This is a genomic window from Candidatus Binatia bacterium (genome assembly GCA_029248525.1).
Classification (GTDB): domain Bacteria; phylum Desulfobacterota; class Binatia; order UBA12015; family UBA12015; genus UBA12015.
Genome location: JAQWJE010000049.1, coordinates 41760 through 66461 on the forward strand (window position 1 = coordinate 41760; position 24702 = coordinate 66461).

Below are 24702 nucleotides of genomic sequence, written 5' to 3' on the forward strand. Positions count from 1 at the left end.
GTCCCGTTCCATGGCTATGGAGACCCGTCCTTTTACCATCGATATTCCCGAAACAGTATTGCAAGATTTGCAGGAGCGTCTGGCACGCACGCGCTTTCCCGGCGAAATCGCCGGTGCGGACTGGGGCTATGGGACGGACCTCTCCTATCTCCGTGATCTCGTTACCTTCTGGAAGGATAGCTACGATTGGCGCCAGCACGAGACACGATTGAACCAACTCAACCAATTTGAGGCACGGGTAGACGATCTATGGGTCCACGTCGTCCATGAAAAAGGGACGGGACCGGCACCCATGCCTTTATGCATTACTCATGGTTGGCCGGGTTCGTTCGTGGAATTTGAACAAATCCTCGGTCCGCTGACCGATCCCGCAGCGCATGGCGGTGATCCCGCTGATGCCTTCGACGTCATCCTTCCATCAATGCCGGGATACGGATTCTCCGAAGCGGCCACCACGCCCGGTATGGATTGTGAGAAAATCGCTGATATGTGGGTCAAGCTGATGCGTGGACTTGGCTACGATCACTTTGCCGCACAAGGTGGTGATTGGGGCGCGATGGTTACGGGTATGCTGGGGTCGAAATACCCCGAAGAACTCATCGGCATTCACCTGAACATGGTCGTTGCCTTCCCCGGTGATCCCGCGAAAGCTCTCGAAGGACTCAGCCCGGAGGACATGGCCGCACTCGGCGATCTTGACCACTTCCAGAAACAGGAGACCGGCTACCAGCAAATTCAGGGGACCAAGCCACAAACGCTCGCATACGGATTAAATGACTCGCCGGCCGGGTTGGCTGGTTGGATCATCGAAAAATTTCGCACCTGGAGTGACTGCGACGGCGACCTGGAAAGCATCTACACCAAAGACCAACTGCTGACCAATATCATGCTCTACTGGCTACCTGAATCGATCGGGTCTTCGGTGCACCTTTACTGCGAATCGATGCGTGCGGGTAAATTCCCGCCAACCGATTACCGGGTAGAGGTTCCCACGGGTGCGGCCATCTTCCCGCAGGAAATCATCCGCCCCCCACGGGCGTGGATCGAAGACACCTACAACCTCCAGCATTACCGCACCTTCGATAAAGGCGGTCATTTTGCGGCCATGGAGCAGCCTGCCGCCTTGGTGGAATCGATTCGGGACCATTTCCGACCGCTGCGAGGATAGTTCTCAGGCGCGGAGTCCCGTGTCCTCGGGGAAACCCAGCATCAAGTTCAGATTCTGAATCGCGGCGCCAGCGGCGCCCTTGCCCAGGTTGTCGAGGAGACCAACCAGCAAAATATGCCCGTCCGGGTGCGGCAGTACCGATAACGAAACCGCGTTCGTCCCGTTCCATCGGCCGGGGTCCAGCGTCTTTTCGTCACCGAGGAACTCCTCGGAAAACGGCATCACTTTCACAAAGAGCTCGCTCGCATAGCGATCTTTCAGAAGAGCATGAATCGTCGCGCCGGTGGCACCCGGCTGCAAAAAAGAGGCATGCAGCGGAATCTCGACTCGCATCCCGCTGGCGAAGGGCCCTACGGCCGGAAGAAAATAGGGTGCCTGTTCCAGACCGCAAAAATGGACCATCTCCGCGATATGCTTATGCTGTCGATCGAATGCGTAAGGCGCCTCAAAAGGTAATCCCGCCAAATCACCTTGAGGATCCTCCCACTTTTCAATCAACTGCCGTCCTCCGCCCGAATAACCCGATAGAGCGTGAATGGTAATCGGCGCTTCCTTCAGCAGAAACCCCTCCTCCAGAAGCGGCGCGAGTCCGAGGATCACGCTGGTCGGGTAACAACCCGGGTTGGCCACCAGGCGGCCTTCCCGAATGGACTCCCGCTGCAGATCCGAAATCTCGGGCAACCCGTAAACAAAATCCAGGCTGACGCGGTGAGCACTGCTCGCGTCGATGATCCGTGTATCTCCAGCTGCGACACTCGCGACCGCCTCACGCGATGCTTCATCGGGAAGGCAGAGAATTGCCAGATCCGCCTGACGCAGAAAATCACGCCGGACATCCAGAATCTTGCGATCGGCTTCCGCTGGAGCGATCAGTTCGATATCCGACCGTGCGGCCAATGCTTCATGAATCCGCAGGCCAGTGGTGCCAACGTGCCCATCGATGAAAACTTTCACAGCCATCTGGGCATCATCGCAGGCCCGACCCCCTCTGCGCCAGTCCGGCACTTCCACAAACGTCGATGCCGACTTACAGGCCGTCTCGGCTCAATCTGCCTACCGAGTGGCCCACGCCGCCTGCAGGCGCAGCAGAGCCGCAGCCAGAAGCGGGATCGCCACAGGCCAGGCGGCCGGACTACTGGTCTGGGCGAGTACAATCCAGATCCACCAGGACCCGATCAGGTGAAATCGACGCCACCGGACACGACCGAGCATCCTGACCGAACGATCATTCGATGTGGCTGCCATGGCAAAAGTGAAAAAATAAGCCAATCCGCCACCAGCCAAAGTCAGAATATCGAGACCGGCCAGAAAGGGGTCCGGGTACCACAAACCCAGCGCCAGCAACGCAAAAAGATGAAGGAGTTGGGACCAGGCAAAAAGCAGACCCACGGCACGACGGTTCCGGCGCATCCAGCTCGTGGTCGTGTTGGTGAAAAGCCGGCACACGGGCGCGGTGGCAAAGGCCAACGCGAATATCAGCATGGATGCACGGCCGCTGCTCCGAATCATCAAACGCAGATTGGCCTCGGAAACCGGGAGCAGCAGCCCCAGATAGGCGACGGCCAGCAGCGCACAGAAAACCGGCAACCAGGTCTTTCCCGCGCGCTTATGCCGGCCAGCCTTCTCTCCCAATCGATTTTCAAAGCTCATGCATTCTCGAAGATGACAGTCCCCCGTAGGCAAGCAAACGAAACTTGGGTAGAGGTGGGCGCGTGCGAGAAGTGAAACCTTGAACAAGACGATTGCCCGGCTCCTCGTCAGTCTGGTCGTCCTCGGGGTCCTCTTCATCAATGTCGGCCCGGCAAAGTTGGGGCACGTACTGCTCGAGGTGCAGCCCCTCTGGTTTTGGGGAGCATTTATCGCCTACAATTCAGGCCAGGTCGTCAGTGCATTGCGCTGGAAGACACTCGGTGATGCGGTGGGCTTCGAGACAAGCGGATTGTCCTACATCCGCATCTATTTCATCGGGATGTTCTTTGGAATCGCGATCCCCAGTACGCTGGGAACCGATGGCACCCGAGCACTCTACCTGGGACGAATACCACCTGGCGCCACCAGGGCCCTGTCGACGGTGGTCGGAGATCGAGTCATTGGTCTGGTCACACTGATGACCGTGGCAGCGCTGGCGCTCCTGTTCGGCCCGCGCGGCGATCTACCACCTATCCTCGCTCTGGCGCTTGGTCTCCTGTCGGGGGGAAGTCTGCTCGCCTGGATCACGGCCCCTGCTCTGGCCTCCTTGCTTCCCGAAGGAAACCGCCTGCGCGAGTTGATCCGAGGCGACCTCCTGCCGCTCTTTCGCCACCCAAAACTTCTCGGCAAAGCATTTACGCTTTCGATTCTGGTGCATCTGCTCCATATCGCCGGGCAGAAGTTCCTTACCGATGCTCTGAGCCTCGACGTCAGTTGGGGATTCATCGCGATTTATCATCCCTTGATCGTCCTCGCGACAGCGATTCCGATCACCATAGGCGGCTTCGGCTTGCGCGAAGCAACCTATGCTCTGCTGCTCCCCTTCGCGGGCATTCCGGCCGACGATGCCATCGTCCTGTCCTTATTGTGGTGGGCTGTAGGCGCGCTTGGTGGCCTGCTCGGTGGTGTCATCTACGCCGCCAGCGGAGGAGCGCCCGCGGCACCCGGCAGGCCACCTGCCGGACCCGCGACCGGCTGATTGCGATATGGTCGCCAGCAACGCCGTTACAATCGGATCGATGCTCGCATCGTTGACTCCGGGCAAGGGCGCCCACTCGAGAATTCGACGACGCAGTGGTCCCGCGCGAAGATTCTCCGGGCGCAAGGCCAGTTCCTGCCGCAAGGCGTGATCGATACGATCAATCGCGGGTCGGATCTGCTCCTGCAAGGAGAAGATTTCGAGCGCACCCTCGCCTCGCTGCAACTGGGCCCGCTGCACTGCTTTGGCCGCCGCAAATTGTGCCTCGACCAATGCCACATAGGGCTCGATTTCCAGATGCGCTTCCGCAGCAACTCGTGCCGCGCGACGACGGATAGCCTGCTCCCGGCCGGAATCCTGAATCGGCAGCGATTGAGCTCTTTTTGTTTCTGCGACAAAGGGCATGACCTGCAGCCGGCGCGCCACCAGATCCGCGAGGCGCTCCTCTGCGGGGGACAGCCTTGGGCCGGTATCCGGAATGTAGCGCCGCCGGCGCTCCGCAAGCTGGCCGCTCGCCTCTTGCGCGGCCAGCCAGGTATCGATGGATTCGAGCAAGCCCGCCTCACCAGCGCCTAGCCAATAAGCCTTGCGATCCGATTGGAGAACCCGCGCTACCCGCGGCGCCGGATGAAAACTTCGGATCTCGAGGGTATCGGTCACCACAGCATCCACTAAGCCGCGGGCGAGCAAATCGGGAAGTGTCCGGTTCTCGTCCACCAGGATCAGAGCGACTCCGGGCAAGTGGGCCCGGGCGACGCGCTCCAGGTGACCGCCTCGATTCACGGCAACGCGCAGACCGGGAGTATCCAGCATCGGCACTGCTCGTTGGTTAGAAACGACTACAATGGCATCGGCTGTGGCTACGGCCCGCGACATTGGCGCCTGAATCAACCGATCACCACGAACCGTAATCCCGCTCATCGCCACCGCAAATCGCTCGTCAGCGAGGTCGCTGGTCAGATCCGGCCAGGTAAAGGGAACAACCTCGAGGATGCGGCCCTTGTCGACAGACCACGCCTTGGCCATCGCGACATCATAGCCCTGCAAGCATCCCTTGGCGTCGCGGTAGGCGAACGGAGGGTAATCGCCACTCATCCCGACTCTGACAGGATGGGCGCACCCCACCAGGCCCAGCAGAATCAGCAGAACTATCGCCTGTCGGCATTTTATTGGTTGAGCCGACGGCGGCACTGTCTTACGCTTGTTCCATGATCGCATGTCTTGACCTCGAAGGTGTTCTCATACCGGAAATCTGGATCAATGTTGCCGAAAGAACCGGTATCGAAGCATTGACCCGCACGACCCGCGAAGAGCCGGATTACGACAAACTGATGCAGTACCGGCTGGACATTCTTGACCAGCACGGGATCACCCTGCCGCAAATACAGGAAGTGATCGATGGCATGGGTCCCCTCCCGGGCGCCAAGGAGTTCCTGCTCTGGCTCAAAAGCCGGGCCCAGGTGATTATTCTCTCGGATACTTTCTATCAATTCGCTCACCCGTTGATGCGGCAACTCGAATTCCCCTGCCTGTTCTGCCACCGGTTGGAGGTCGAACCCAGTGGCCATATCAGCGGATACGAACTGAGGTTGGAGGATGGCAAACGTCGCGCGGTGCAGGCGCTGAAAGAGCTGAATTTCCATATCGTGGCATCCGGTGATTCCTACAACGATACCACGATGCTCGGCGCCGCCGACGGCGGTATTCTCTTCCAGCCGCCGCAGAATGTCATCGATGAGTTCCCCCAGTACCCCGTCGCACGAGACTATGATGATCTGCGACGAGAATTCATCGCGGCCTCCAATGGCGAAATTTCAGATGATTGATTCGGTTTTACCGCCGCCCTCTCTCGGCTAAGGTCTTCGTATGATCGAGCTCGAAAAAGACCTCTACGATGAGATCAAGACATTCGCTCTTGAAGCCTTCCCCGAGGAATGCTGCGGCTTCATCCTGTACGATATCGCCGAGGAAAAAGAGGTCGTTCGTCCGATCTCCAACGTAGCCACCGAACGCCATGCTGCCGACCCGAAGAACTTCCCCCGCGACGGCAGCGACGGTTATATCATGGAGGAAAAAGAGCTTCTGACCGTCAGTCAGGACCTCGATTCGGGCGCCTACGAGCTCCGCTCAATCTACCACTCTCATCCGAACAGTCGGGCCTATTTCTCCAGCGAGGACGAAGCCCGAGCGATGCTTTGGGACGAGCCCATCTACCCGGAGGCCGTCTATATCGTGCTCGGCGTTGACGGAAAGGCAGTCCACGGAATGTCCGCGCATCAATGGAACGAGGAGCGGCGCGAATTCGAGGACGTCCGCATTCGCCACCTCTGATTTCCAACCTATTCGGCAGTACGCTCCTGTCCGGTCTGCCCCAGCACCATCAACACCGCGCCCGGCAAGGCACGAAATAAATCGCGACTGCGTGCAACAATCGCAGCGGTCACCGCAAGCCCCGTCCCACTTCCCTGGAAACTGAAGATTGCCGCTTGCGCCCCTTCCAAGGCTCCCACCGAGCCTGGGATCGGCAGCGCGTGAGCCAAGCCGACTCCCATGATGGCGCCAGCCAGCTCAGGCAATGTCGGTGACGCCGCGAAGACCTGGAAGGCAATGGTGAATTCAAGAAAGATCAGCGCGTTCAGAAATAGTGCAAAACCGATGATCCAACCCATTTGGGATCGACGCTGAAAGAGCAGGAGTCGCAACGAATCTTCGATATCGATCAAAGCCTCCGGGGTTGCTCCCAACCGCTCCAACATGCGAGCAAACCGCCCTCGCATCAAGGAGTCTCCACGACCCAGTCGCCGCACGAGATAGATCCCGACAGCAAAAAAGCTCAATCCGCCCAAAACGACTGCCAACAGCAACTGCTCGCCCAGCGCCTGATTCCGAGTCGCGAAAAGTGTGCAATAGACGACGGCAAAGCTCAGATTCGCCAGCAACTCGATCGCTCGGTCAATGATGACACTTGCAACCGCCGGCCCCGGCGGTACCGGGCGTTTTACGAGGAGAAAAGCGCGCAACGGATCTCCGCCCAGCTTGGCGCCCGTTGTCACCGAACTCACCGTCACCCCGGCAAACCACATCGACAACAGCGACGAGAGTGGAACGGATACGCCCAGTGCCCGCAAGACCATCCGCCAACGAAAAGCGATGCCTGTGGCAATCAAAAAAAATGAAGCCACGTAAACGGGCAGCCAACGAATCTGCACCCTCTCGAGCGTATCGAGAATCAGGCGCGGACCCGCTTGCCAAATCAACCAAAAAAACAACAGGAAGCCGAGCCCCGAAAACAGGGATCGGTAGAGGCCGCGCTTCATGCGCGCTCGTCCGGCAATGCAAGCGGAAGCACCCAGATCATGAGAGAAAAGGCCGTGAGCAGACCCAGCGCGGCCACCATACCCAACCCGCCAAGTGCGGGGTATCTGGAGAGAGCCAGTGCACCGAATCCGACCATGGTGGTCGCTGTCGTGATTGACAATGCCCGCCCGCCGCGCTCCATCGCGGGCCCTACCGCCTTCTCCTCACGATAGCGAGCGAGCAGAAAAAGGCCGTCGTCCAGGGCAATCCCCGCGACTAGCGGGAGCATGATGATGTTGACGGGTGTCAATACGATTCCCAGCCAACCCGCCATGCCGAGCGTCCCCAAAACGCTCAAAATCGGCAATGCCAAAAGCGCGAATAAAGTCCGCGGTTGCCGCTCGCGCCAAGCCAATAGAGCCACGGTCAGGAGCATGACCAGAACCAGAAAATTCATGACCTCCTCGCGCAAGGTCTTTTTGAGCTCGGCTTCCATCAAGGGACGCGCAGCCACCTGCAAGGAAACTTCGGGGGGCAAGAGGAGATCCTGCTCGAGTTCCTCGGCGACCAACCGGAGCGCCGCAGAGCTCTGCGGCGTAAACGAAACCAGAATGGCGGTCCCGGCAGCATCTCGCCTGATATGGTGCTCGAGAATTGGCTCCATCCCGGGGAGTGGTCTCTCCAACGCCGACTCTGGTTGTGGCACCGTGCGGAGAGACCGCAATCCCGCAGCGAAAGCGGTCGTTCGAAAACCGGCTTCTTCGAGGGCATTCTCCAGAGCGGCTGCAGCCTCTTCTCGTGGCTGCGCTGTCCACCAGTCGATCCTCTCGGTCTGAGTCGCCAGTGAAGGCAGCAAGCTCGCGGGACTGGTCACCGAAACGACCGCACCGCTTTCGATAAAATCTTCAAGGCGCTGCGTCGTCACTTCGACACCCTGCAAAAGGGCCTCCACGCCGTCCGCCCCAGCATCCGGACCAATGCCCAGCATTACGGATCCGTGTGGGTTGGTGAAACCGAAATGCTTTCCGATCTCGTCCTGAACTGCGGCGGCCTCACTTTGACGAGGCCGCAAGGCAAAGAGATCTGTATTGAGGCGAACATGCGAGAGGCCCACGACGACCCACACGAGCCACAAAACCAGCGCGAATCCAAATAGCCGTCGTCGTCGCGCAACCACCGAAGCCAGTCGTGCCAACCATATGGCCCGGCCGGGAGCATGCCCACCAACACCGGCCCCCAGCAATAAAGCCGGCAGCAGAATCATCGTTGCCAGAGCATTCCAGAAGATTCCGATAGAGGTCAGCAAGCCCAGCTGCGCGATTCCCTGCAGGGAGGCAAAACCAAGCAACCCGAAAGCCAGACCCGTCGTGACCGAAGCGATCGCTATGGGCCAGAAAAGGTGGCCCAGCGTCGACGCCAGAGCGTCCTCCGGGCTTCGATCTCCCCTGACCTCTTCGCGAAAACGCGTATGGAAATGAATAGCGGCATCGATTGCCAAACCATAGAAGATCGCGGCAAAGGCCAGGGAGATCACGTCGAGGCGCTGGAAAATCAGCAGACCCGCGGCAAGCGTAACGAGAGACCCCAGCAGGAGATGATAGCCCAGGATCGGCAAGAAACGTCCGCTGCGGGCCGCCACAAGAAAGATGAACAGGACTCCAAAAAAGGCGGCGCCGGTATAGCGCATCAAATCGAGTCGCATCATCGCGGCGTCTTCTCGAGCGAACGCGAATGCACCTGTATAACCAACACCAAGAGATTCCTGCTCAAGCGGTGTCCATTGGCTGCGGGCCTTGGCCTCGGCTCGCGCCAACCCCTCGGAGAGACGAGCGACCTCGTCCATCGAATAGCCGGCGTTGGTCGGTTGGATCAGGAGAAGCAGACGCTGTCCGTCTTTGGACATCAGGTATTTGCTTCCCGGTGACAAAGCGCGATCGGGCCGATTCCGCTCGAGCGATTCTCCCAGAATCCCCGTGAATCCAAGCGGATCCGCGGCCATTCGTGCAGCCATGGCTCCGCTGCCCGGCAACGCCAGAAGACCGCGGATGCCCGCGGCAATCTCCTGCCCCAGACTCGGGTCGAGACGCTCCTGCACCGCGGGTCGGAAATCCTTGCTGGTATAACGGACGAAACCGCCGTCGACTGAAAAGTCCACAAAAGCGCCGACATCGATCGACCCGCGAACACCGGCTACCGCTTCTTCGACCGCAAGCGCTGCCACGAAGTCTTCCGCGAAACGAGTTGCCATCGCCTCATCGGGCGCACGAAGCACCGCAACAGCCGCGTCTCGCGCGGCAAATCGACTGACAAATTGTGCGTAGGATTCAAAGGCAGGAGCGCCGGATGGAAGCATCGAAACCAATCCGACATCAACTCGTAACCAAAAGAGAGACGACGCGGAAACGAACAAAAGAAATAGCGACGCCCAGCGAATCCCGGCGGCATAACGAACGATCCATGCCGCCAGAGTCCGGATGCGAGGGTTCGCGTCGCGATTCACGGTTGATTCTCCGCAACCTCGCGACGGACCACCACATCGATAAAGCGAATCTTGCTGGTATCGCCGGCTGTCGTCTCGAGCATCACCTCCGATAGACCGCCTTCGGGCCCACCGAGGACCATTACCATCCGGGTCAGATCACTACCGGCTCCCGCTATCCTAGGCGTCAGCGCAAAGCTGTCTTTCACCGGGCCTGCGACGACTCGAAACTGATCTATCTGAGCTGCGCTCCCGCCGAGAAACAAATCGGTCATTTCCCGAAGCCCTGCGGCTGCTCCCACCGAGGGCAATGTGCGTAACTGTCCGGGGCGCCCCGCTCGGATCTGATCACCCTCGATCTCCAGAACTAACGCTTCCGGGTTTTCAATTACCCATCGAACCCGATCGGGGCGCTCCAGCATAAAAGTTCCTGCCGACACCAGAGGCTTGGCAAGCAGCGGGGTCTGCCGGTGCTGCAAAAAGCGTCCCTCGATCCTCTGCACATCCGACTGTCGAATCATCCAGGCCTTCAGATCACTTTCGACCTCTCCCCCGGAAGCATTCGCATGAGCGATCAAGCAGATAAAAAACGCGGCCGAAAGAGCACATCGCACCATTTTTCAGGAAGCAGTCTGTTCCTGTGCTGCGATAATGAAGTCCGCCAGAGCAGCGATCGATGCGAAAGCCGTTTTTGCTGCTTCTTCGTCCGCGATCACGACTTCGAATTCTTCCTCGATCAGGACGACGAATTCGAGGGCGTCAATCGAATCCAGCCCCAGGCCATCGCCGAAGATGGCGTCGTCGTCGACAATCTCGGCCGGGGACACCTCGAGACGAAGGCCGTCGACCAGCAGTTCCTTGGAGCGTTCGATTATTTCGCTTCGCGACCTCATCTTGATCGAATGCTTACTTCTAGATTCCCGGTGGTACAAGGAGCGGAAACCATGAAAAAGTCCTGAATCCGGGCCCGGCAAGTGAATTTCATCCAAACCGGAAACATATATTCAGCAGGGGGCCGCCTTGCCCAAGAGATCAAGAAACGCGAGACTGGAGCAGGTAGACTTTCATGGAACTTGAACTGCAGGGAAAAAAAGCTTTGGTCACGGGGGCCAGTCGCGGAATCGGCCTGAGCATAGCGAAACGACTCTCGGCCGAGGGCGTTACTGTCGCCATGAATGCCGGGCACGACGAAGAACGTCTGGACGCGGCCGTGGGCGGCGTCCAGAATGCCGTCGCCGCATTCGGCGATATCTCCGACCCGTCCGCAGTCGATGCTCTTTTCAAGGGACTGAAAAAAAGCATCGGCGGCATCGACATTCTGGTTCATAACGCCGCTCGCACCAGCGATGGGCTTCTGATGATGATGAATCATGCAAGTTGGCGAGAGACTCTCGATGTCTCCCTCGATGGCGCCTTCCTATGCTCCAAGGCCGCCCTGCGATCCATGATTGCCGCTCGCGGCGGGAGAATCATTCAGGTCATCTCGCCAGCGGCCTTTCTCGGCAAGCCCGGTGCCGCCAACTACGCTGCGGCGAAAGCCGGTCTGCTCGGACTGACCAAGACGTTGGCCGGCGAGGTCGGTCGCTACGGCATAACCGCGAACGCCATCTGTCCCGGCTGGGTGGATACCGAACTGATCGCGGGAATGGAACCGGAAATTCGCTCACTTGAGGAATCTCGAATTCCCCTGGGCCGGTTCGCTGAAACCGAAGAAATCGCAGACGCCGTTCTCTTTCTGGCTTCACGGCGGGCAAACTATATCACCGGCACGACTCTGGTCGTCGATGGTGGTTTGACGATGCACGGATGAGACGAGTTTATATCACCGGCATGGGTGCGATCACCGCAGCGGGCCCCGATGTCGCGTCCTTGATGAAAGCGCTGCGCGAAAATCGCTCCTGCATAGGACCGCTCGATCTGTTTCCCACCGGCGACACCCCTGTCCAGATCGCCGGGCAAGTCGGCGATATACCCGCGCCTGAAACGCTCGATCGTAAAGATCTTCAACGCGCTTCACGCAGCGACCTGCTTGCGGCCGCAGCCACAGCCGAAGCATTCGCCGAATCGGGCCTGGCCGCAGCGCCTCCCGACCCCGCCAGGTTTGGCGTGGCGATCGGAAGCTCGACCGGGGGGATGCTCGAAACTGAATCCTACTACGAATCCTACCATTCGGGCCTTCCCCTGAACCCACACAGGCGAACCCTGCTATCGGCGACCGTCGGAGCCAGCGCAGACCTTGTTGCCAGCATGGTCGGGGCACAGGGCCGACGCCTCGCGCCCTCCACCGCATGCTCCAGCAGCGCTCTGGCCATCGCGATGGGCAAATTATGGATTGAATCCGATGCCGCCGATGTTGTGGTGGCCGGAGGTACGGATGCCCTCTGCCGCATGACCTTCTCGGGATTCCAATCTCTGCGCGCGATGAGTCCGGAACCGTGCCGGCCTTTCGATCTCAATCGTCAGGGTCTCTCCCTTGGCGAAGGCGCTGGTATCGTGATTCTGGAGTCGGAAAGCCACGCCGCCAAACGAGGCGCACTCCCTCTCGCGCGAGTCGCCGGAGCCGGTATGTCCTGCGATGCAACGCATCCAACCGCTCCGCACGAAGAAAGCCGCGGCGCCATTGCCGCACTCAGCGGCGCACTCGAGGATGCGGGACTCGTGCCGGGCGATATTGATTATATCAATGCGCACGGCACTGGTACTCCACAAAACGATGCCGCCGAGGCCCGCGCGATCCGACGAGTTCTCGGAGATACGGGTGATTGTCCGGTATCTTCCACCAAGGGTGTTTTCGGGCATCTCCTCGGGGCCGCTGGCTCTGTCGAGGCAATTTTGTCGAGCCGCGCCATGATCGAAGGCTTTCTTCCGCCACAGGTCGGGCTGCTCGATCCCGACCCCGAGTGTCTTCTTTCGTTCGTGCGCGAGCCTCGCCCCGCTGTCCTCGAAACTGTCGTTTCCAATTCCTACGGTTTCGGCGGGAACAACGTCAGTCTCGCTCTGAGTCGGACATGAACGATCCTGTCGTGATCTCCGGGGCGGGTCTGATCACCCCACTCGGCACAGGAGCCAGCGCTGTTTGGGCAGCCATCGAGCGAGGCGAATCCGGTATTCGACATCTCGAAGACGACGACCCGCGATTCGCCCGCGGCGTCGATCCCGACAAGGCACCCGCCTGCCGGTTCGGGGGCTTCGTTCAGGGCTTCACGCCGCGAGAATTGATCCAGTCCAACCAGCTCCGACGGATGGATTGGTTGTCACGCCTGCTGCTGGGTTCCGCGCGCCTTGCCATTCAGCACGCCAATATCGAAGAAGAGATCGCCTCGGCCCCCGAGCGAACGGCGATCGTCGCGGGATCTGCTTTCGGAGCCCAGCGCGAAACTCAGGAGTATATTGATCGGCTTTTGAGCCGTGGACTCGGGGCCGGCCAGCCTTTCCTCTTCCCTAATCTCGTCCTGAATGCTGCCGCTGGTTGGGCGGCGATCGAATTTGATATTCAGGGACCCAATATCACGGTCTCCGAGCATGAAGCATCCGGCGAAACTGCTCTGGTCACAGCCTTCGACCTTCTTGCGTCCGGTTCTGTCGACCGAGTCCTCGCCTCCGGCATGGACGAGTTCAGCCAGGTACTGCTGCACGCGTTGGAAGATCGCCACCTGCTGGACCCTCGATGTCTCGGCAAACCGGAGAATAAGGCCTCGGGCAGACGCAATTTGATCCCCGGTGAAAGCGGCAGCACCTTGGTGCTGGAACGCCTCTCGAGGGCTCGCACGCGCGGGCACGAACCGCTCGCTGTTCTCGCGGATGCGGCCACCATGGGAACCGGTAGTCGAGCCCATCAATTTACGGCACCGAAAGCTGCCGCTGCTGCTGTGCAAGGGTGGCTACAGAACCGGGATGTTGACCTCCTGATCAGTTCCGGTGCCTGCAGTGCAGCCCGAGATGCTGTCGATCAAGCGATCGGCGAAGCTGCCGGGAACCCGACACAAATCGACCTGAGCGCCTATGTCGGAGAGACTCCCTCCGGTGGGGTCCTCGCTGCCGCGATCGGCGCTCTCTCTTGCGCCGCCGGGCACGGCCCGGGCACAGCAGCCGTATCGCCTCTCTCCAATGTTCTGATCAGCGGCGTCGCCCGCGGGGGTCTGGTCGCACCCCTCCTTTTACAAAGCCTCGAGAAAGGGATCGCCGGCCCTCAATCCTGATCGCCGGAAGGTGAAGTCTTCGGCTCCGAGTTCTCGGCGGCCGCGCCACCTCCGCGGCGGCCGCGTCGACGCCGACGCCGTCTTTTTTTCGGCGCACCGTCCGCACCGGCGGCCTCTGCCGAGGGCCGATTTTCGTTATTGGCGCCCGTTTTCTTTCGGCCGCGACCCTTGCGTTTTTTCTTGCCGCGACGAGGCGGTGCCGTGACTGGCTGAAAGAAGGTTGCGGGACGTTCGGGGCGACCTCGGCAGATATCGCATAGGCCGCATTCTTCCCCGTCCTCTTCGCCGAAATAAGATCGGAGATAAACGGCCCGACAAACCGTGCTCTTGGCATAATCAGCCAACGAATCGAGTCGCCGTGAATCCTGCGTCCGCAAGTTGGCAAACTGGCCCGCGAGGCTGCGTACCTTTTCGTCCACTTCATCTGTCGGCACCAGTACTTCGATGATGCCTTCCTCATCGAACTTCACGATGCCGGCCTCTTCGATTGGTACCAACAACGCATTCGTGGTGCGGTCGCCGAGTTCAGCAGACAGAGCCAAAGTTTTCAGATCCGGCTTTCTTCCCTCGCCCGCCCAGGCAGCAAGAGCCTCGCCCAGTCGATAGAGTTGCTCGGGGCGCAGCCGGCTGCGTGAGAGCAGAGCCTCATGGGTTTTTCGATCCTCCTGAGGGTCATGCAAGAGGATACAATTCGACTTGTTACCGTCGCGACCACTGCGTCCCGCTTCCTGAACGTATTGCTCCAACGACGCCGGTGACTGCGCGTGCGCCACATATCTTATATCCGGTTTATCGATACCCAGACCGAATGCACTGGTCGCCACCATCACGGTGCGACGACCGGGCTTCATGAACATTTCCTGCTCTTTGTTCCGGTCGCCCGCGCTCATTTTCCCATGATAGCGATGCGCCGGAATACCCAATTTCAGAAGGATACCGTAGACGATATCGACTTCCTTGGTTGTCGTGCAGTAGATGATGCCGGGACGCCGCAGGCGCTGTGCCAACCGCGCGAGTCCCCGAAGGCGCTCGGCCTGTTGCGACTCGAGGACTTCGAAGGCAAGGTTCGACCGATGAGGTGAACCCGCCACGATCCTTGGTTCCCGCATTCCCAAAAAGCGCATCACGTCCGTGCGAACTTTTTCCGTGGCTGTAGCCGTCAGGGCCATCAGCGGCGGCGCACCCAGCGCGCGGAGCCTCTCACCAAGTCGCTGATAGGCCGGCCGGAAGTCATAGCCCCATTCCGAAATACAATGCGCCTCATCGATTGCAGCGAGCGAAATTCCGGACTCCTTCAGCGCTCCGGAAATTTCTTCGTTTGCCAGGGATTCAGGCGTCGTCATGACGAGCAGAGGTCCACCCTGGCGAATCTCCTCAATCGCCGCCTCCCGCTTCTTCCCGCGAACCGTACCGTCGATACGAACGCACGGCACCTCGTATTTGATCAACTTTTCGTGTTGGTCCCGCAGAAGAGCCAACAACGGCGAGATCACTACCGTAGGCTTCGGTAGCAGCATGGAGGGCACCTGATAACAGGCTGATTTGCCGAAACCGGTCGGCATGACCAAAAGGACATCCTCTCCGGTCAAGGCAGCATCGATCCCGCTTCGCTGCTCTTCGTGCAAGGAAGGGATCCCGATCCGACGAGCCGCATGATCCATCGGCTCTGCGTCCTCCGGAAGGGGCTCCATCACGACTTTTTCCGGCGCTCGGTTTGTTTCCGAATCATTTCGACGCCGGCCACGGCCCGAGCGACGTCTACGTCGTCGAGGGGTTTGTTCTCCAGAGACCTCTGCGCTCATCGGCAGGCCTCCGGGCAAGAATCTCTGCCCATTTAACAGCTCCTGAAAATAGGCCCCGAAAAGCACTGCTCCTGATCGACATCGAACAAGGAAGGAAGATTCGGGGTAAAGCGAACGAGGTCGGAAAGTTGGTGGAAGCCCGAACTCGCACTTGGGGCGGGGTCTCCCCCGCGTGAGAAAATCATAAGGCGCATACCCGTGGAAAGCAACCCCCCACCGGCAGTGCCCCACAAACGACAAAGGGATTGCGCTTTTCGACCACAGCGGCGCCAACGGCTATGCAACGTACATGGAAAAGACGTCTCTGGTCCTGACCTGCATTGGCGAAGATCGCGAGGGCCTTGTTGAAGCTCTGAGCGAGGTGGTGCAATCCCATCAAGGAAATTGGCAGGAAAGCCGCATGGCGCGTCTCGGTGGACGCTTTGCCGGCATCCTTCAGGTCGAGATCCCCACCACAAAGGAAGCCTCGCTGCGTACCGCTCTCGACGCACTCTCGGGGGCAGGCCTTCGAGTCGTTGTCGAAACCACAGCGGAACACGAGCCCCTGGACCATCCTCTGGAGCTCGAACTGATCGGCCTGGATCGGCCGGGAATTGTTTTCGAGATTTCCCGGGTTTTGAGGTCCTATGGGGTCAATGTCGAGGAACTCGACACCACCCGACAAAATGCTCCCCAATCCGGCGAGCTCCTTTTTCAGGCCCGGGCCTCCCTGCGGATACCGCCGGAGCTGGACCCTGCAGAACTCTTCGCGAAGCTCGAAGCGATCGCGGGCGATTTGATGGTCGACGTTCTTCTGGAGCCCCCCGAGGACTGAAGCCGACCCTCAAGAGCCTTCGGGAACCCAGCCGAACGGCTGGAGCGAGGCCTGCAATGATGGAGCAATCCTCTCGGTTTGCCGACGCCCTTCCAGCATCACCCGCTCAATCGCTTCGCGACCCGGCAGCAGGGAGACCGGCGAGAGCGTGCCAGTGAAACGAATCAGGAAACTCGCATAGGGTTCCTGCTCACCAAGCTGAACTTCGACCATCCGCATGACGGGCCAAAGCCAGGCATGCGACGGTGTCAGCCGCGGCCGGAACGAATCGAGTGCAAGTACGCAAGCATTGCGAGTCCCGATGCGACCTTGATGCACCGCTTGCCGCGCCAGACGAACCGGCACATTGGCGGCCACGCCTCCATCGATCAATGCAACGACTTGCTCGCGCTCCATCACGGACTCGAGAATGCCATGCATTTCCGGATCGTTTCGGGTCACATCGTAGTGCAGAATGCCCGGAATCGCCGCCGAAAAGCCGACCGCATCGACCGCATTCGCGTCAAGCGTCCGCGCGTCTTCTCCCAAACCGATAGCCCTGACCGAGACGGGATTCACGAAATCCATCATCTGCAAAAGCTGTTTGCCGATCTGCGCAGACAAGGCGATTCGACTCGGCTTTTCTGTCGCGCCCAGCTTCCGCGTCGATGCCCACTCCTCGGGTGAAGCCCTTAGTGCATCCGGACGTACCCCTGCCACCACGGAGACAAAGGGAATCTCGAGTTCGGACAATCGACATGGCGATCCATCTGCCAAATTCAACCGCTCTCCGATCGAACTCTGCAAAAACAGCCGCATGACACCCGGCAGTCCATAGCGCCTGCGAATGCTCGCAAACCGAAAAACCTTGTCGGGTTCCAGACTAGTGGCCAACTCCAGTTGACTGTTGAAATCCGGATTTCGCCAACGAGCCCGAAACAGACCGATCACCGCGCCCATCGACGCACCCACAATCATGCCGGGCATAATGCCGAGACGGTCCAGCGCGGCAAAGGCCCCAAGATAAATATAGCCCGCACCGCCTCCCCCGCCCGCGACGACGACGAGAGCTTTTCTACCGATCTCAGCATCGAGTTCAGCGGACGAGAAGTCTTCCTGATGCGCGCGCAAAAGGCGTTCACGCGTCGCCGTGATCTGCGGTCGGAATTCCTCCAACCACTTCCGCGCACGAATCAACTGGGCCCCCGGCTCCATCTTCGCTCCGAGAATTGGTCCCAAGGTCGCGAAAATTCTCTCGCGGAGGGCCTCGATCGGACCCTGGTCGACCGAGACTTCTCTGCGACCAATCGATGCGCCGGCAGCCGCGGCGCCGGGCTCAAATGTCCCGAGCCGAGCCAGCGAAAGACCATAGCGAATCTTGGTATATTGTTCGTGCGAGAGGACCCCGGGCAAGAGCAGACCTGCTTCCACCAGCGCCTTGTCCATCTTCTCCAGATGGCACCGTTGAATTTCGATCTCCGCTTCTATCGACATCTGCCGGGTTTCCCCTCTATGATTCAGCCGTGCTTGCCCATGGGGCCGATTTCTCGCGCGTTCGCAGAGGAACATTGTCACCGGGCCGAATTTGGAGGATCAGATGCTTCTCGATCGTTTTCGCATGGATGGAAAAACCGCTCTCATCACGGCTGCCGGCAAGGGAATAGGTGCTGCATGCGCCCGAGCCTTGGCTGAATGCGGCTGCAACGTCATGGTCGCCGCACGCACCGAGAGTGATATCGAAAGCGTCGCGGCTGAGGCACGCGCGCTCGGCGTCCGCGCCTCGGCCCTGCGCTGTGACATGACCAAGCGCGAAGATATCGAAGCTCTCGTCGCGGCTACCATGGAGGAGTTCGGCAGGATCGACGTTCTGATCAACAACGTTGGCGGCTACCCTCCGATGCCGGCCTTGAAGACGAGCGAGAAGGCCTTCAACGATGCATTCAAATTCAATGCGACGACCGCTTTTATCACCAGCCGTCTGGTGATCCCCCATATGCTCGCAGGTGAAGGGGGTTCGGTCGTTGCCATTTCGTCGGCCGCCGGACGCGTCCCCGCCTCCGGGTTTGTCGCCTACGGCACCTCCAAGGCTGCGATGACCTTCATGATGCGAAATTTTGCGCAGGAGTTCGCGCCCAAAATTCGCTTCAACACCATTGCGGTCGGTTCCACCGCCACAACCGCTCTGACCAACTTTCTCGATGATAAAACCCGATCTCTGATGGAGGACTCCACGCCGATGAAGCGCCTGGCCGAACCGGAGGATATCGCGATGGCGGCGATCTATCTGGCCTCGGATGCGGGCAGTTATGTGACCGGAAAGGTGCTTGAAGTCGACGGCGGACTGGAATGGAATAACTGGCCCTTCTGAGGGAGTCACATGGACTCCTGACTCTCCAGTACCCGCATCAGGGCACGCCGGCGAGAATCGCGCCGGCGTGCCTCGCGATGACCTTGCCACCGAGCCAAAGAAAAGAACCCGGGGGTTGGACTCGCGTCAGGCACGGACGAAGCCCTGGGCTCGGATGTCCAATCAGCAAGGCGCCACAACTGAGCCGCAGGCACCTCCGCGAGATCCGCGAGCGAGACACTGCCGGGATCAGGCGCCCGGTCGACCAGCCGAACATCCATGGGCAAACCGATCTGGCGACGGAGGTCGAGGTATTCCTTGGTGGGAAGCGCCATCCCCGGATCGGAAACCTCAACGAGAATCCGCAGATCCTGTGCGCGGACACCCGTATAAAAAATACGACCACCCAATGCGGCAGCAAACGTCTGCGCAGCGGCCAGGATATCTACCGCCATCGCTTCACGGCCACCGAAAGCGACAGAGTCCCGAGCGGAACCCAAACGTCGCACCGGGAAATCCGGCCGTTTGCATTTACATGCGGCGGTAGCGACCTCGACCAAATCTCCCGTGCTCCAACGGACCAGGGGAGCCCGCGCTTGCTGCAGGCTGGTGATCACCAACACGCCACACTCGCCGGGCGGAACCGGTTCTCCATCCACAAGGTCGAGAATCTCGCAGGAGTATAGGTCATTCGCCAAATGCAGCGAGCCTTCCGCACACGATACGCCAAGCAAAACCGCTTCCGGTCTCTGGTAAACCTCGACCACCCGACTGCCCCAGTCCTTTTCCAACTGCAAACGCAGCGAGTCCGGCAATAGACCGGTCGCGAGAAGCAGCTCGACCGAGGAGGGAATTTGGCAAACCCCTCCGGCATCGACCTCTTCCGCCAGCAAGAGAAGAGCTCGGGAATCACCGAAAACCACACGTGGCTCGAAGGCCGCCAGTTCGCGCAGGACACGGTCGATCGTCTCCGAATGCCAGATACGAATTTCTTCCGTTGGCAGCGGACCTTTCGCCACCAAGGTCATTCGGGAGGGCCCCGCCTGCTGATCCGAATGCATGGCCTGCAAAAGAGTGTGCGGATCTGACTCGGGCACAAAACTCGAGAGAAGTTGAGCGGCAGGGGCGATCTCGTCTCCGCCTGTGTCCGAGAAAAACAACTGGGATATGCCCGCCTCTCCGAGGTCTCGAATAGAACTTGTCGGCAGCTTCTGGAACTCGGCCCGGGTCGAGCATGGATATCCCTGCAGATGTCGGGCGTAAAACGAGCCCTCCCGCGCATGGGCAACACAGCTCGCCAGTTGCCCCTCGGTTACCGGCATGAGGACCTTCTCTCGGCACGAAGGGCGCTCATCTTCGAACCTTCGAAACAAAGGGTATGATCATGAGAATAATCCGCAACGTATCCAACCATGGGTGGTAGTGGCTATGCCTTTCATCCGGCGGTGGGTAGTAGACCTGAACGTCCACGGTTTCGATGCACAGGCCACGACGAACGGCGAGGATCAGAACTTCACTCTCGAATTCGAAATGGCGACCGCGAATCTCCTTCGAGAGGATGTTGGCCAGAGATGCCATTGGATAAATTCGAAACCCTGATTGCGTATCGAGGATCTTCTTGCCCGAGGCTCGCTCGACCCAACCGTCAGCGAAATCATTCGCCCAACGCTTCAGCGGATCGATTTCATGCACACCGTCACGGCAACGAGAACCGATAATTATCCTTTCCGGGTAACGCTCGGACTGCGCCACCAGAACCGGAATTTGCGAAGCGAGATGCTGGCCATCCGCGTCGAGTGTCACGACATGCGTAAAGCCTTGCCCCGAAAGTTCCTGAAAACCCTCTCGCAAGGCCGCACCCTTACCCCGGTTGCGAGTATGGGTGATCACCTGAGCACCTGCCTCTCTCGCTCGATCGGACGATTCATCGCGCGATCCATCGTCGACCACCAGAACTTTCTCCACATATGCGAGAGCGGACGAGACCACGGAGGCAACGGTAGTTCCAGCCCCGTAACAAGGAACCAGAGCGGCAAGGCGAAACTGACTCACCCGCGCAGAGCCTGCAGGCGTTGATGGATGCGGCCCTGCACCCGATCGCGAAGGTCTTCGCGATCCTCGTAAGAAAGCCCTTTGGTCTCGATCGGTTCGAGAACTTCCATCACGACACGTCCGGGGTGAATCGACAGATATTTTCCGCGAGGCATGACCTCGTCACTTCCGTGAATGGCGATCGGAACGATTGGGCGTTCCATTTGAATCGCCAAAGTGAACGCACCTTTCTTGAATTCCTGCAGGCCGCCCCCTGCCGGCGAACGAGTCCCCTCGGGAAACATGATCAGGGAAAAAGCGCCCTTCCCTTTGGCCGCAATCCGATTGAGCTTTTCGATGGATTTGGCTGGATCCTTCCGATCGATCGGAACCATCCCCAGCGTCTTCATCACGGCACCAAGAATGGGCTCCCGAAACAACTCCATCTTCGCAGCAAACCGAATATGACCGGGTAGGTGTCCCAATAATGCCACGATATCAAAATGACTTGCATGGTTAGGCGTGACGACCGACGCCTCCGCAGGGAGGTTCTCGGCACCCCGCAAATCAATCTTCACACCTGTTGTCGTGCCAATATTTCGAGCCACGGCTTTTGCGGTTTCCCAGCCGAATTCAGGGTTCGCAAAATGAAGGGCACTGACCAGAGCGCCTCCACCTAAAACCGAGGCACGGAAAACAGCCCGGTTTAGGAAGAGCTTCCCCGCGCCAGCCGGATCGGCTCCGAATCGGAGGAGATCTTCCCGGTTTGCATCGTCGGATATATCGGCTCCGGTCATACTTTCTGATTAGCCCAGAAGTCGCGAAACTGAAACCATTGGAGGGGGTATTGACGAACCTTCGCTTCGAAGAAACCGACCACTTCCTCGATCGTTTCCTGAAGAACCTCGTCGGACGACCCGCGCGGGATGCGGTAGACTTTCGACGGCAGAAATTTATATCTTCGGCGCGATTCACTGACCGCGAAAACGGGCCAGATGGGGACGCCAGCCGCACGTGCCAAATGGAAAGGCCCCACCTGAAAGGGCGCGGCCTTGTCAAAAAATGGCAGGTTTTGCGTTACTTGCCCGGGGGCTGATCGATCGAGCTGAATCGCAACCACTTCCCCTCGGCGAAGCGCTCGCAGCATCTCGACAGACGCAAAGGGGGAGTTGTCCGAATGAATAATTTTCAGCCCCATCTGACCGCGCATCTTGTCCTGGAAAGCCTGCACCGTCGGGTTTCCCTCATGAGCCATGACCAGATTGACGGGCCGATCAAATCGCTGCATGACTCGTGCGCCAATTTCCCAACAACCGAAATGCGAGGTCAAGGCGATCAGGCCGGAGTCTTCCGGGACGATCGCATCCAGATCCAGATCCGGCGGAAGTTCGATGCCCAAATTCGACTCCAGGTTGAGTCCCAGTTCTTCTTCGTGCTGCACCTCGCAAGTTTCGCGGAAGACGCGGGCAAACTCCATGAACATACGCAGTGCGGCGAGATGGTTACGCAAAAAGCCCTGATCCCCGAGAACTTGTTTCAGATTGGCGACGGCACCGCGACGATTCTCGCCGACAAGCCCGAAAATCGCCATTCCTGTCAGTGGCGGAGCCAGGCGCTTCCACCACTCTGGTCCATGGACAGAGGCTCGGTAGGCAAGGTCTCGCCAGAAGAGTCCGTCGTGCTGCAGGCTGATTTCCCTGATCTTTTCCGATTCATCCGTCATGGGAGAGTTGAACCTTCACAAAAAGATCGAGATCCTCAAACCAATGTCTCGTATTCGCTGCGATCAAAGCCTTTCGGCTTTCAGTGTATGAGAGGTCGCTGAAACAACGCGCACCTGAACCAACTCGCCGACGGTAAGTCCGCTCCCGTCAAAGACTGCTGTCTTGAAATCCCGCGTCTTTCCGACGACCCATCCATCGGGACGCTTGGCCGGCCCCTCGACAAGGACTTCCACAATCTCACCGATGCGCGTCCGGTAGATCTCTCCCGAAATCACTTCCTGCTGCTCGATCAATTGGCGCAGGCGCCTGCCCTTTTCTTCCTCGGTCATCGTATCGCCAAGGGCATACGCCTTGGTACGTTCGCGACGCGAGTATTTGAAGAGATAGGCAAAGTCGTATCGAGCCTGCTTGAGAAAATCAGCGGTCTTCTGAAAATCTTCTTCCGTCTCGCCCGGGAATCCCGTGATAATATCCGTCGACACCGCGACGCCCGGAATCTCCTTTCGGAGACGGTCGAGAAGAATCTGATATTCCTCGATCTCGTAATCGCGACGCATTGCCTTGAGGATCGGGTTCGAGGCCGATTGCAGCGGAAGGTGAATATACGGCATCACCTTGGGCTCATGCGCCATCGCCTCCATCATGGAGGGATCGACATCCGAGGGATGCGGCGAAGTGAAACGAATTCTTTCCAAACCATCGACAGCGGCCGTCCGCCGCAAAAGCTCGCCGAAGTCGACCCCGCCTTCCTGATAGGCGTTGACCGTCTGGCCAAGAAACACCACTTCCCGCTTTCCTGCCTGCACAGCGGATCGAACTTGCTCGAGGACCGCGTCTGCCGGAAGGCTTCGCTCCCGGCCGCGCGTATAGGGCACCACGCAAAATGTGCAGAATTTATCGCAACCGCGCATCACGCTGAGCCAGGCGCGTGGCCCGGGGGCATGGTCCGGCGCAAGGTCGGCATAGGTTTCGCCGCGATCCAGCCGAACTTCGACGAGGGGATCGCCGGCGTCCGCGAGAAGCTCGGGCAGGTTCCGATATCCATCCGGGCCCACTACGAGGTCCAGGTACGGCGCTCTCTCCAGCAGGCGTTCGCGCTGATGCGATGCCATACACCCCAGAAGACCGAGGCGAATACTTGGCCGAGCATATTTGTAGCGCAACAGCTCGCTCAAACGCCCCAGAACGCGATCTTCCGCATGTTCCCGAATCGCGCAGGTGTTCAGCAGCAGAACATCGGCCAGTGCGGGGTCTTCGGTCTTTTCGTAACCGTGCCGCCGCAGAACGCCTCCGACCAGCTCCGAATCAGCAAAGTTCATCTGACAACCATAGGTTTCCAAAAAAACCTTACGCTTGGGCTCGGCGTTCACGACCTGTTCTTCCTCGATCACTCCACCCTGATAGCGGTAATCGAACCGAATCTCACGGCTTCAACCTCGCAGCGAGGCTTCGAGAATTCGGGACAATTCCCCACGCTTTTTCAACCAGCGAATGACCTTATGGTCGCCTTCGGCGTACGCGTGGAGAAAGACATCTTCGCAAGAGGCGATTCTCATGGCATGGGCCACGTCGAGGCCTTCCGTATGGCAATAATGCACGTGGAAGGTGCTGCCAGGCCGGCGCGACGACAGCGTCGGCACGAGATCCTCAAAGACCCGATTCTCTGCCGGTGAGCTATGAATATTGCGAATATCCTTCTTCCACCTGCGGTCACCCAGGCGAAATCTCTGCCATTTGGCGACTGTGGTTTGCGGGGAAAAGGCGTGCACCTCGTCGAAGCCGAGTCGCGCACCGAAGTGAAGGGCTGCAAATCCTCCGGCCGAGGCACCGACGGCCACAACGCGACGGGGCTGCAGGCGCTCCAGGTGCCCGGCGAGGACTTTTTCCACCGAGAGCAAATCGTCGCCCGCTTCGGGCAAGCCGCGGAAGTACCAGGCGCGATGGGGATCTCGCAGAAACATTCCCTTTGCGGAGAGCGAACTCGCAAACTTTGCGAATTCATAAACCGGCACAGCCACGGAGCCAAACAACCCTCCGAAGGCGATCAGCAGGGCATCTGCTTCCGAATCTTCCTGAAGCAGGATCGCGGTTCCGTCATCGGCAAAAGGATCCAGATCCTCCGCCGGTTGCTCCTCGTCTTTTGAGGTATCGCTCATGATGGTCTCGTCTCTTAGCATAACCTGAAGCCCCGAGT

At 59.2% G+C, this 24702-nt stretch carries 24 protein-coding genes; 9 read left to right on the forward strand and 15 right to left on the reverse strand.

Annotation, left to right across the window (positions count from 1 at the left end; all coding sequences use genetic code 11):
• The first annotated feature begins 16 nt into the window (after positions 1 to 16).
• Positions 17 to 1168, forward strand: coding sequence for an epoxide hydrolase (locus tag P8K07_12710; protein MDG1959376.1), 1152 nt, complete (start codon positions 17 to 19; stop codon positions 1166 to 1168).
• A gap of 3 nt (positions 1169 to 1171) precedes the next feature.
• On the opposite strand, the gene argC is transcribed toward P8K07_12710, so the two are convergent.
• Both argC and P8K07_12720 read right to left on the reverse strand, forming a co-directional pair.
• On the reverse strand, positions 1172 to 2128 hold the full coding sequence (gene argC, locus P8K07_12715) for an N-acetyl-gamma-glutamyl-phosphate reductase (protein ID MDG1959377.1): 957 nt from the start codon (positions 2126 to 2128) through the stop codon (positions 1172 to 1174).
• 93 nt (positions 2129 to 2221) lie between these two features.
• Entirely contained in the window at positions 2222 to 2818 is a 597-nt protein-coding gene (locus P8K07_12720) for a hypothetical protein (GenBank protein MDG1959378.1), read from the reverse strand.
• A gap of 79 nt (positions 2819 to 2897) precedes the next feature.
• Between P8K07_12720 and P8K07_12725 the strand changes: the two genes are divergently transcribed.
• A complete protein-coding gene (locus P8K07_12725) occupies positions 2898 to 3836 on the forward strand; it encodes a lysylphosphatidylglycerol synthase transmembrane domain-containing protein (protein MDG1959379.1) in 939 nt (312 codons plus the stop codon).
• Here the strand turns inward: P8K07_12725 and P8K07_12730 are convergent.
• Positions 3720 to 4931 (reverse strand): transporter substrate-binding domain-containing protein, encoded by a 1212-nt coding sequence (locus P8K07_12730; GenBank protein ID MDG1959380.1) that lies wholly within the window; start codon positions 4929 to 4931, stop codon positions 3720 to 3722. The genes P8K07_12725 and P8K07_12730 overlap by 117 nt on opposite strands.
• 113 nt (positions 4932 to 5044) lie before the next feature.
• Between P8K07_12730 and thrH the strand changes: the two genes are divergently transcribed.
• Together thrH and P8K07_12740 are read left to right on the forward strand one after the other, a co-directional pair.
• Entirely contained in the window at positions 5045 to 5662 is a 618-nt protein-coding gene (gene thrH / locus P8K07_12735; GenBank protein MDG1959381.1) for a bifunctional phosphoserine phosphatase/homoserine phosphotransferase ThrH, read from the forward strand.
• A 40-nt stretch (positions 5663 to 5702) separates the two neighbouring features.
• Positions 5703 to 6167: a Mov34/MPN/PAD-1 family protein gene (locus P8K07_12740; protein MDG1959382.1), complete on the forward strand. Its 465-nt coding sequence runs from the start codon at positions 5703 to 5705 to the stop codon at positions 6165 to 6167.
• 8 nt (positions 6168 to 6175) lie between these two features.
• On the opposite strand, the gene P8K07_12745 is transcribed toward P8K07_12740, so the two are convergent.
• Genes P8K07_12745 through P8K07_12760 form a run of 4 tightly spaced genes read right to left on the reverse strand, consistent with a single transcriptional unit; the run spans position 6176 to position 10505 of the window.
• Entirely contained in the window at positions 6176 to 7153 is a 978-nt protein-coding gene (locus P8K07_12745; GenBank protein MDG1959383.1) for a lysylphosphatidylglycerol synthase transmembrane domain-containing protein, read from the reverse strand.
• A complete protein-coding gene (locus P8K07_12750; GenBank protein ID MDG1959384.1) occupies positions 7150 to 9633 on the reverse strand; it encodes an MMPL family transporter in 2484 nt (827 codons plus the stop codon). The genes P8K07_12745 and P8K07_12750 overlap by 4 nt, the downstream gene beginning before the upstream one ends.
• Positions 9630 to 10229 (reverse strand): outer membrane lipoprotein carrier protein LolA, encoded by a 600-nt coding sequence (locus P8K07_12755; protein MDG1959385.1) that lies wholly within the window; start codon positions 10227 to 10229, stop codon positions 9630 to 9632. The genes P8K07_12750 and P8K07_12755 overlap by 4 nt, the downstream gene beginning before the upstream one ends.
• A 3-nt stretch (positions 10230 to 10232) precedes the next feature.
• Positions 10233 to 10505 (reverse strand): phosphopantetheine-binding protein, encoded by a 273-nt coding sequence (locus tag P8K07_12760; GenBank protein ID MDG1959386.1) that lies wholly within the window; start codon positions 10503 to 10505, stop codon positions 10233 to 10235.
• 173 nt (positions 10506 to 10678) lie between these two features.
• On the opposite strand from P8K07_12760, the gene P8K07_12765 reads away from it, so the two are divergent.
• Genes P8K07_12765 through P8K07_12775 form a run of 3 tightly spaced genes read left to right on the forward strand, consistent with a single transcriptional unit; the run spans position 10679 to position 13811 of the window.
• Positions 10679 to 11422 (forward strand): SDR family NAD(P)-dependent oxidoreductase, encoded by a 744-nt coding sequence (locus P8K07_12765; protein MDG1959387.1) that lies wholly within the window; start codon positions 10679 to 10681, stop codon positions 11420 to 11422.
• Positions 11419 to 12624, forward strand: coding sequence for a beta-ketoacyl-[acyl-carrier-protein] synthase family protein (locus tag P8K07_12770; protein MDG1959388.1), 1206 nt, complete (start codon positions 11419 to 11421; stop codon positions 12622 to 12624). The genes P8K07_12765 and P8K07_12770 overlap by 4 nt, the downstream gene beginning before the upstream one ends.
• Entirely contained in the window at positions 12621 to 13811 is a 1191-nt protein-coding gene (locus P8K07_12775; GenBank protein MDG1959389.1) for a beta-ketoacyl synthase N-terminal-like domain-containing protein, read from the forward strand. The genes P8K07_12770 and P8K07_12775 overlap by 4 nt, the downstream gene beginning before the upstream one ends.
• Here P8K07_12775 and P8K07_12780 read toward each other — a convergent pair.
• Complete coding sequence (locus tag P8K07_12780; GenBank protein ID MDG1959390.1) at positions 13802 to 15502, reverse strand: RecQ family ATP-dependent DNA helicase; 1701 nt, start codon at positions 15500 to 15502, stop codon at positions 13802 to 13804. The two genes, P8K07_12775 and P8K07_12780, sit on opposite strands and share 10 nt — an antisense overlap.
• 400 nt (positions 15503 to 15902) lie before the next feature.
• On the opposite strand from P8K07_12780, the gene P8K07_12785 reads away from it, so the two are divergent.
• Positions 15903 to 16427, forward strand: coding sequence for an ACT domain-containing protein (locus P8K07_12785; GenBank protein ID MDG1959391.1), 525 nt, complete (start codon positions 15903 to 15905; stop codon positions 16425 to 16427).
• Between the two features lie 9 nt (positions 16428 to 16436).
• On the opposite strand, the gene P8K07_12790 is transcribed toward P8K07_12785, so the two are convergent.
• Positions 16437 to 17900, reverse strand: coding sequence for a patatin-like phospholipase family protein (locus P8K07_12790; protein ID MDG1959392.1), 1464 nt, complete (start codon positions 17898 to 17900; stop codon positions 16437 to 16439).
• Positions 17901 to 18003: 103 nt separating this feature from the next.
• Here P8K07_12790 and P8K07_12795 point away from each other — a divergent pair, with 103 nt between their 5' ends.
• Positions 18004 to 18774 carry a glucose 1-dehydrogenase gene (locus P8K07_12795; GenBank protein MDG1959393.1) on the forward strand — a complete coding sequence of 257 codons (771 nt, stop codon included), beginning with the start codon at positions 18004 to 18006 and terminating at the stop codon, positions 18772 to 18774.
• A 5-nt stretch (positions 18775 to 18779) separates the two neighbouring features.
• Here P8K07_12795 and P8K07_12800 read toward each other — a convergent pair whose 3' ends face one another.
• The 6 genes from P8K07_12800 to P8K07_12825 all read right to left on the reverse strand — a co-directional run bounded on the left by P8K07_12800 (position 18780) and on the right by P8K07_12825 (position 24664).
• A complete protein-coding gene (locus tag P8K07_12800; protein ID MDG1959394.1) occupies positions 18780 to 20075 on the reverse strand; it encodes a hypothetical protein in 1296 nt (431 codons plus the stop codon).
• Between the two features lie 28 nt (positions 20076 to 20103).
• Positions 20104 to 20805: a glycosyltransferase family 2 protein gene (locus tag P8K07_12805; GenBank protein MDG1959395.1), complete on the reverse strand. Its 702-nt coding sequence runs from the start codon at positions 20803 to 20805 to the stop codon at positions 20104 to 20106.
• Entirely contained in the window at positions 20802 to 21581 is a 780-nt protein-coding gene (locus P8K07_12810; protein MDG1959396.1) for a lysophospholipid acyltransferase family protein, read from the reverse strand. The genes P8K07_12805 and P8K07_12810 overlap by 4 nt, the downstream gene beginning before the upstream one ends.
• Entirely contained in the window at positions 21578 to 22507 is a 930-nt protein-coding gene (locus tag P8K07_12815) for a lysophospholipid acyltransferase family protein (protein ID MDG1959397.1), read from the reverse strand. Before P8K07_12815 ends, P8K07_12810 begins: the two co-directional genes overlap by 4 nt.
• A gap of 63 nt (positions 22508 to 22570) precedes the next feature.
• Positions 22571 to 23899, reverse strand: a complete 1329-nt coding sequence (miaB, locus tag P8K07_12820) for a tRNA (N6-isopentenyl adenosine(37)-C2)-methylthiotransferase MiaB (protein ID MDG1959398.1) — start codon at positions 23897 to 23899, stop codon at positions 22571 to 22573.
• 39 nt (positions 23900 to 23938) lie between these two features.
• Positions 23939 to 24664, reverse strand: a complete 726-nt coding sequence (locus P8K07_12825; GenBank protein ID MDG1959399.1) for a hypothetical protein — start codon at positions 24662 to 24664, stop codon at positions 23939 to 23941.
• Positions 24665 to 24702 lie beyond the last annotated feature (38 nt).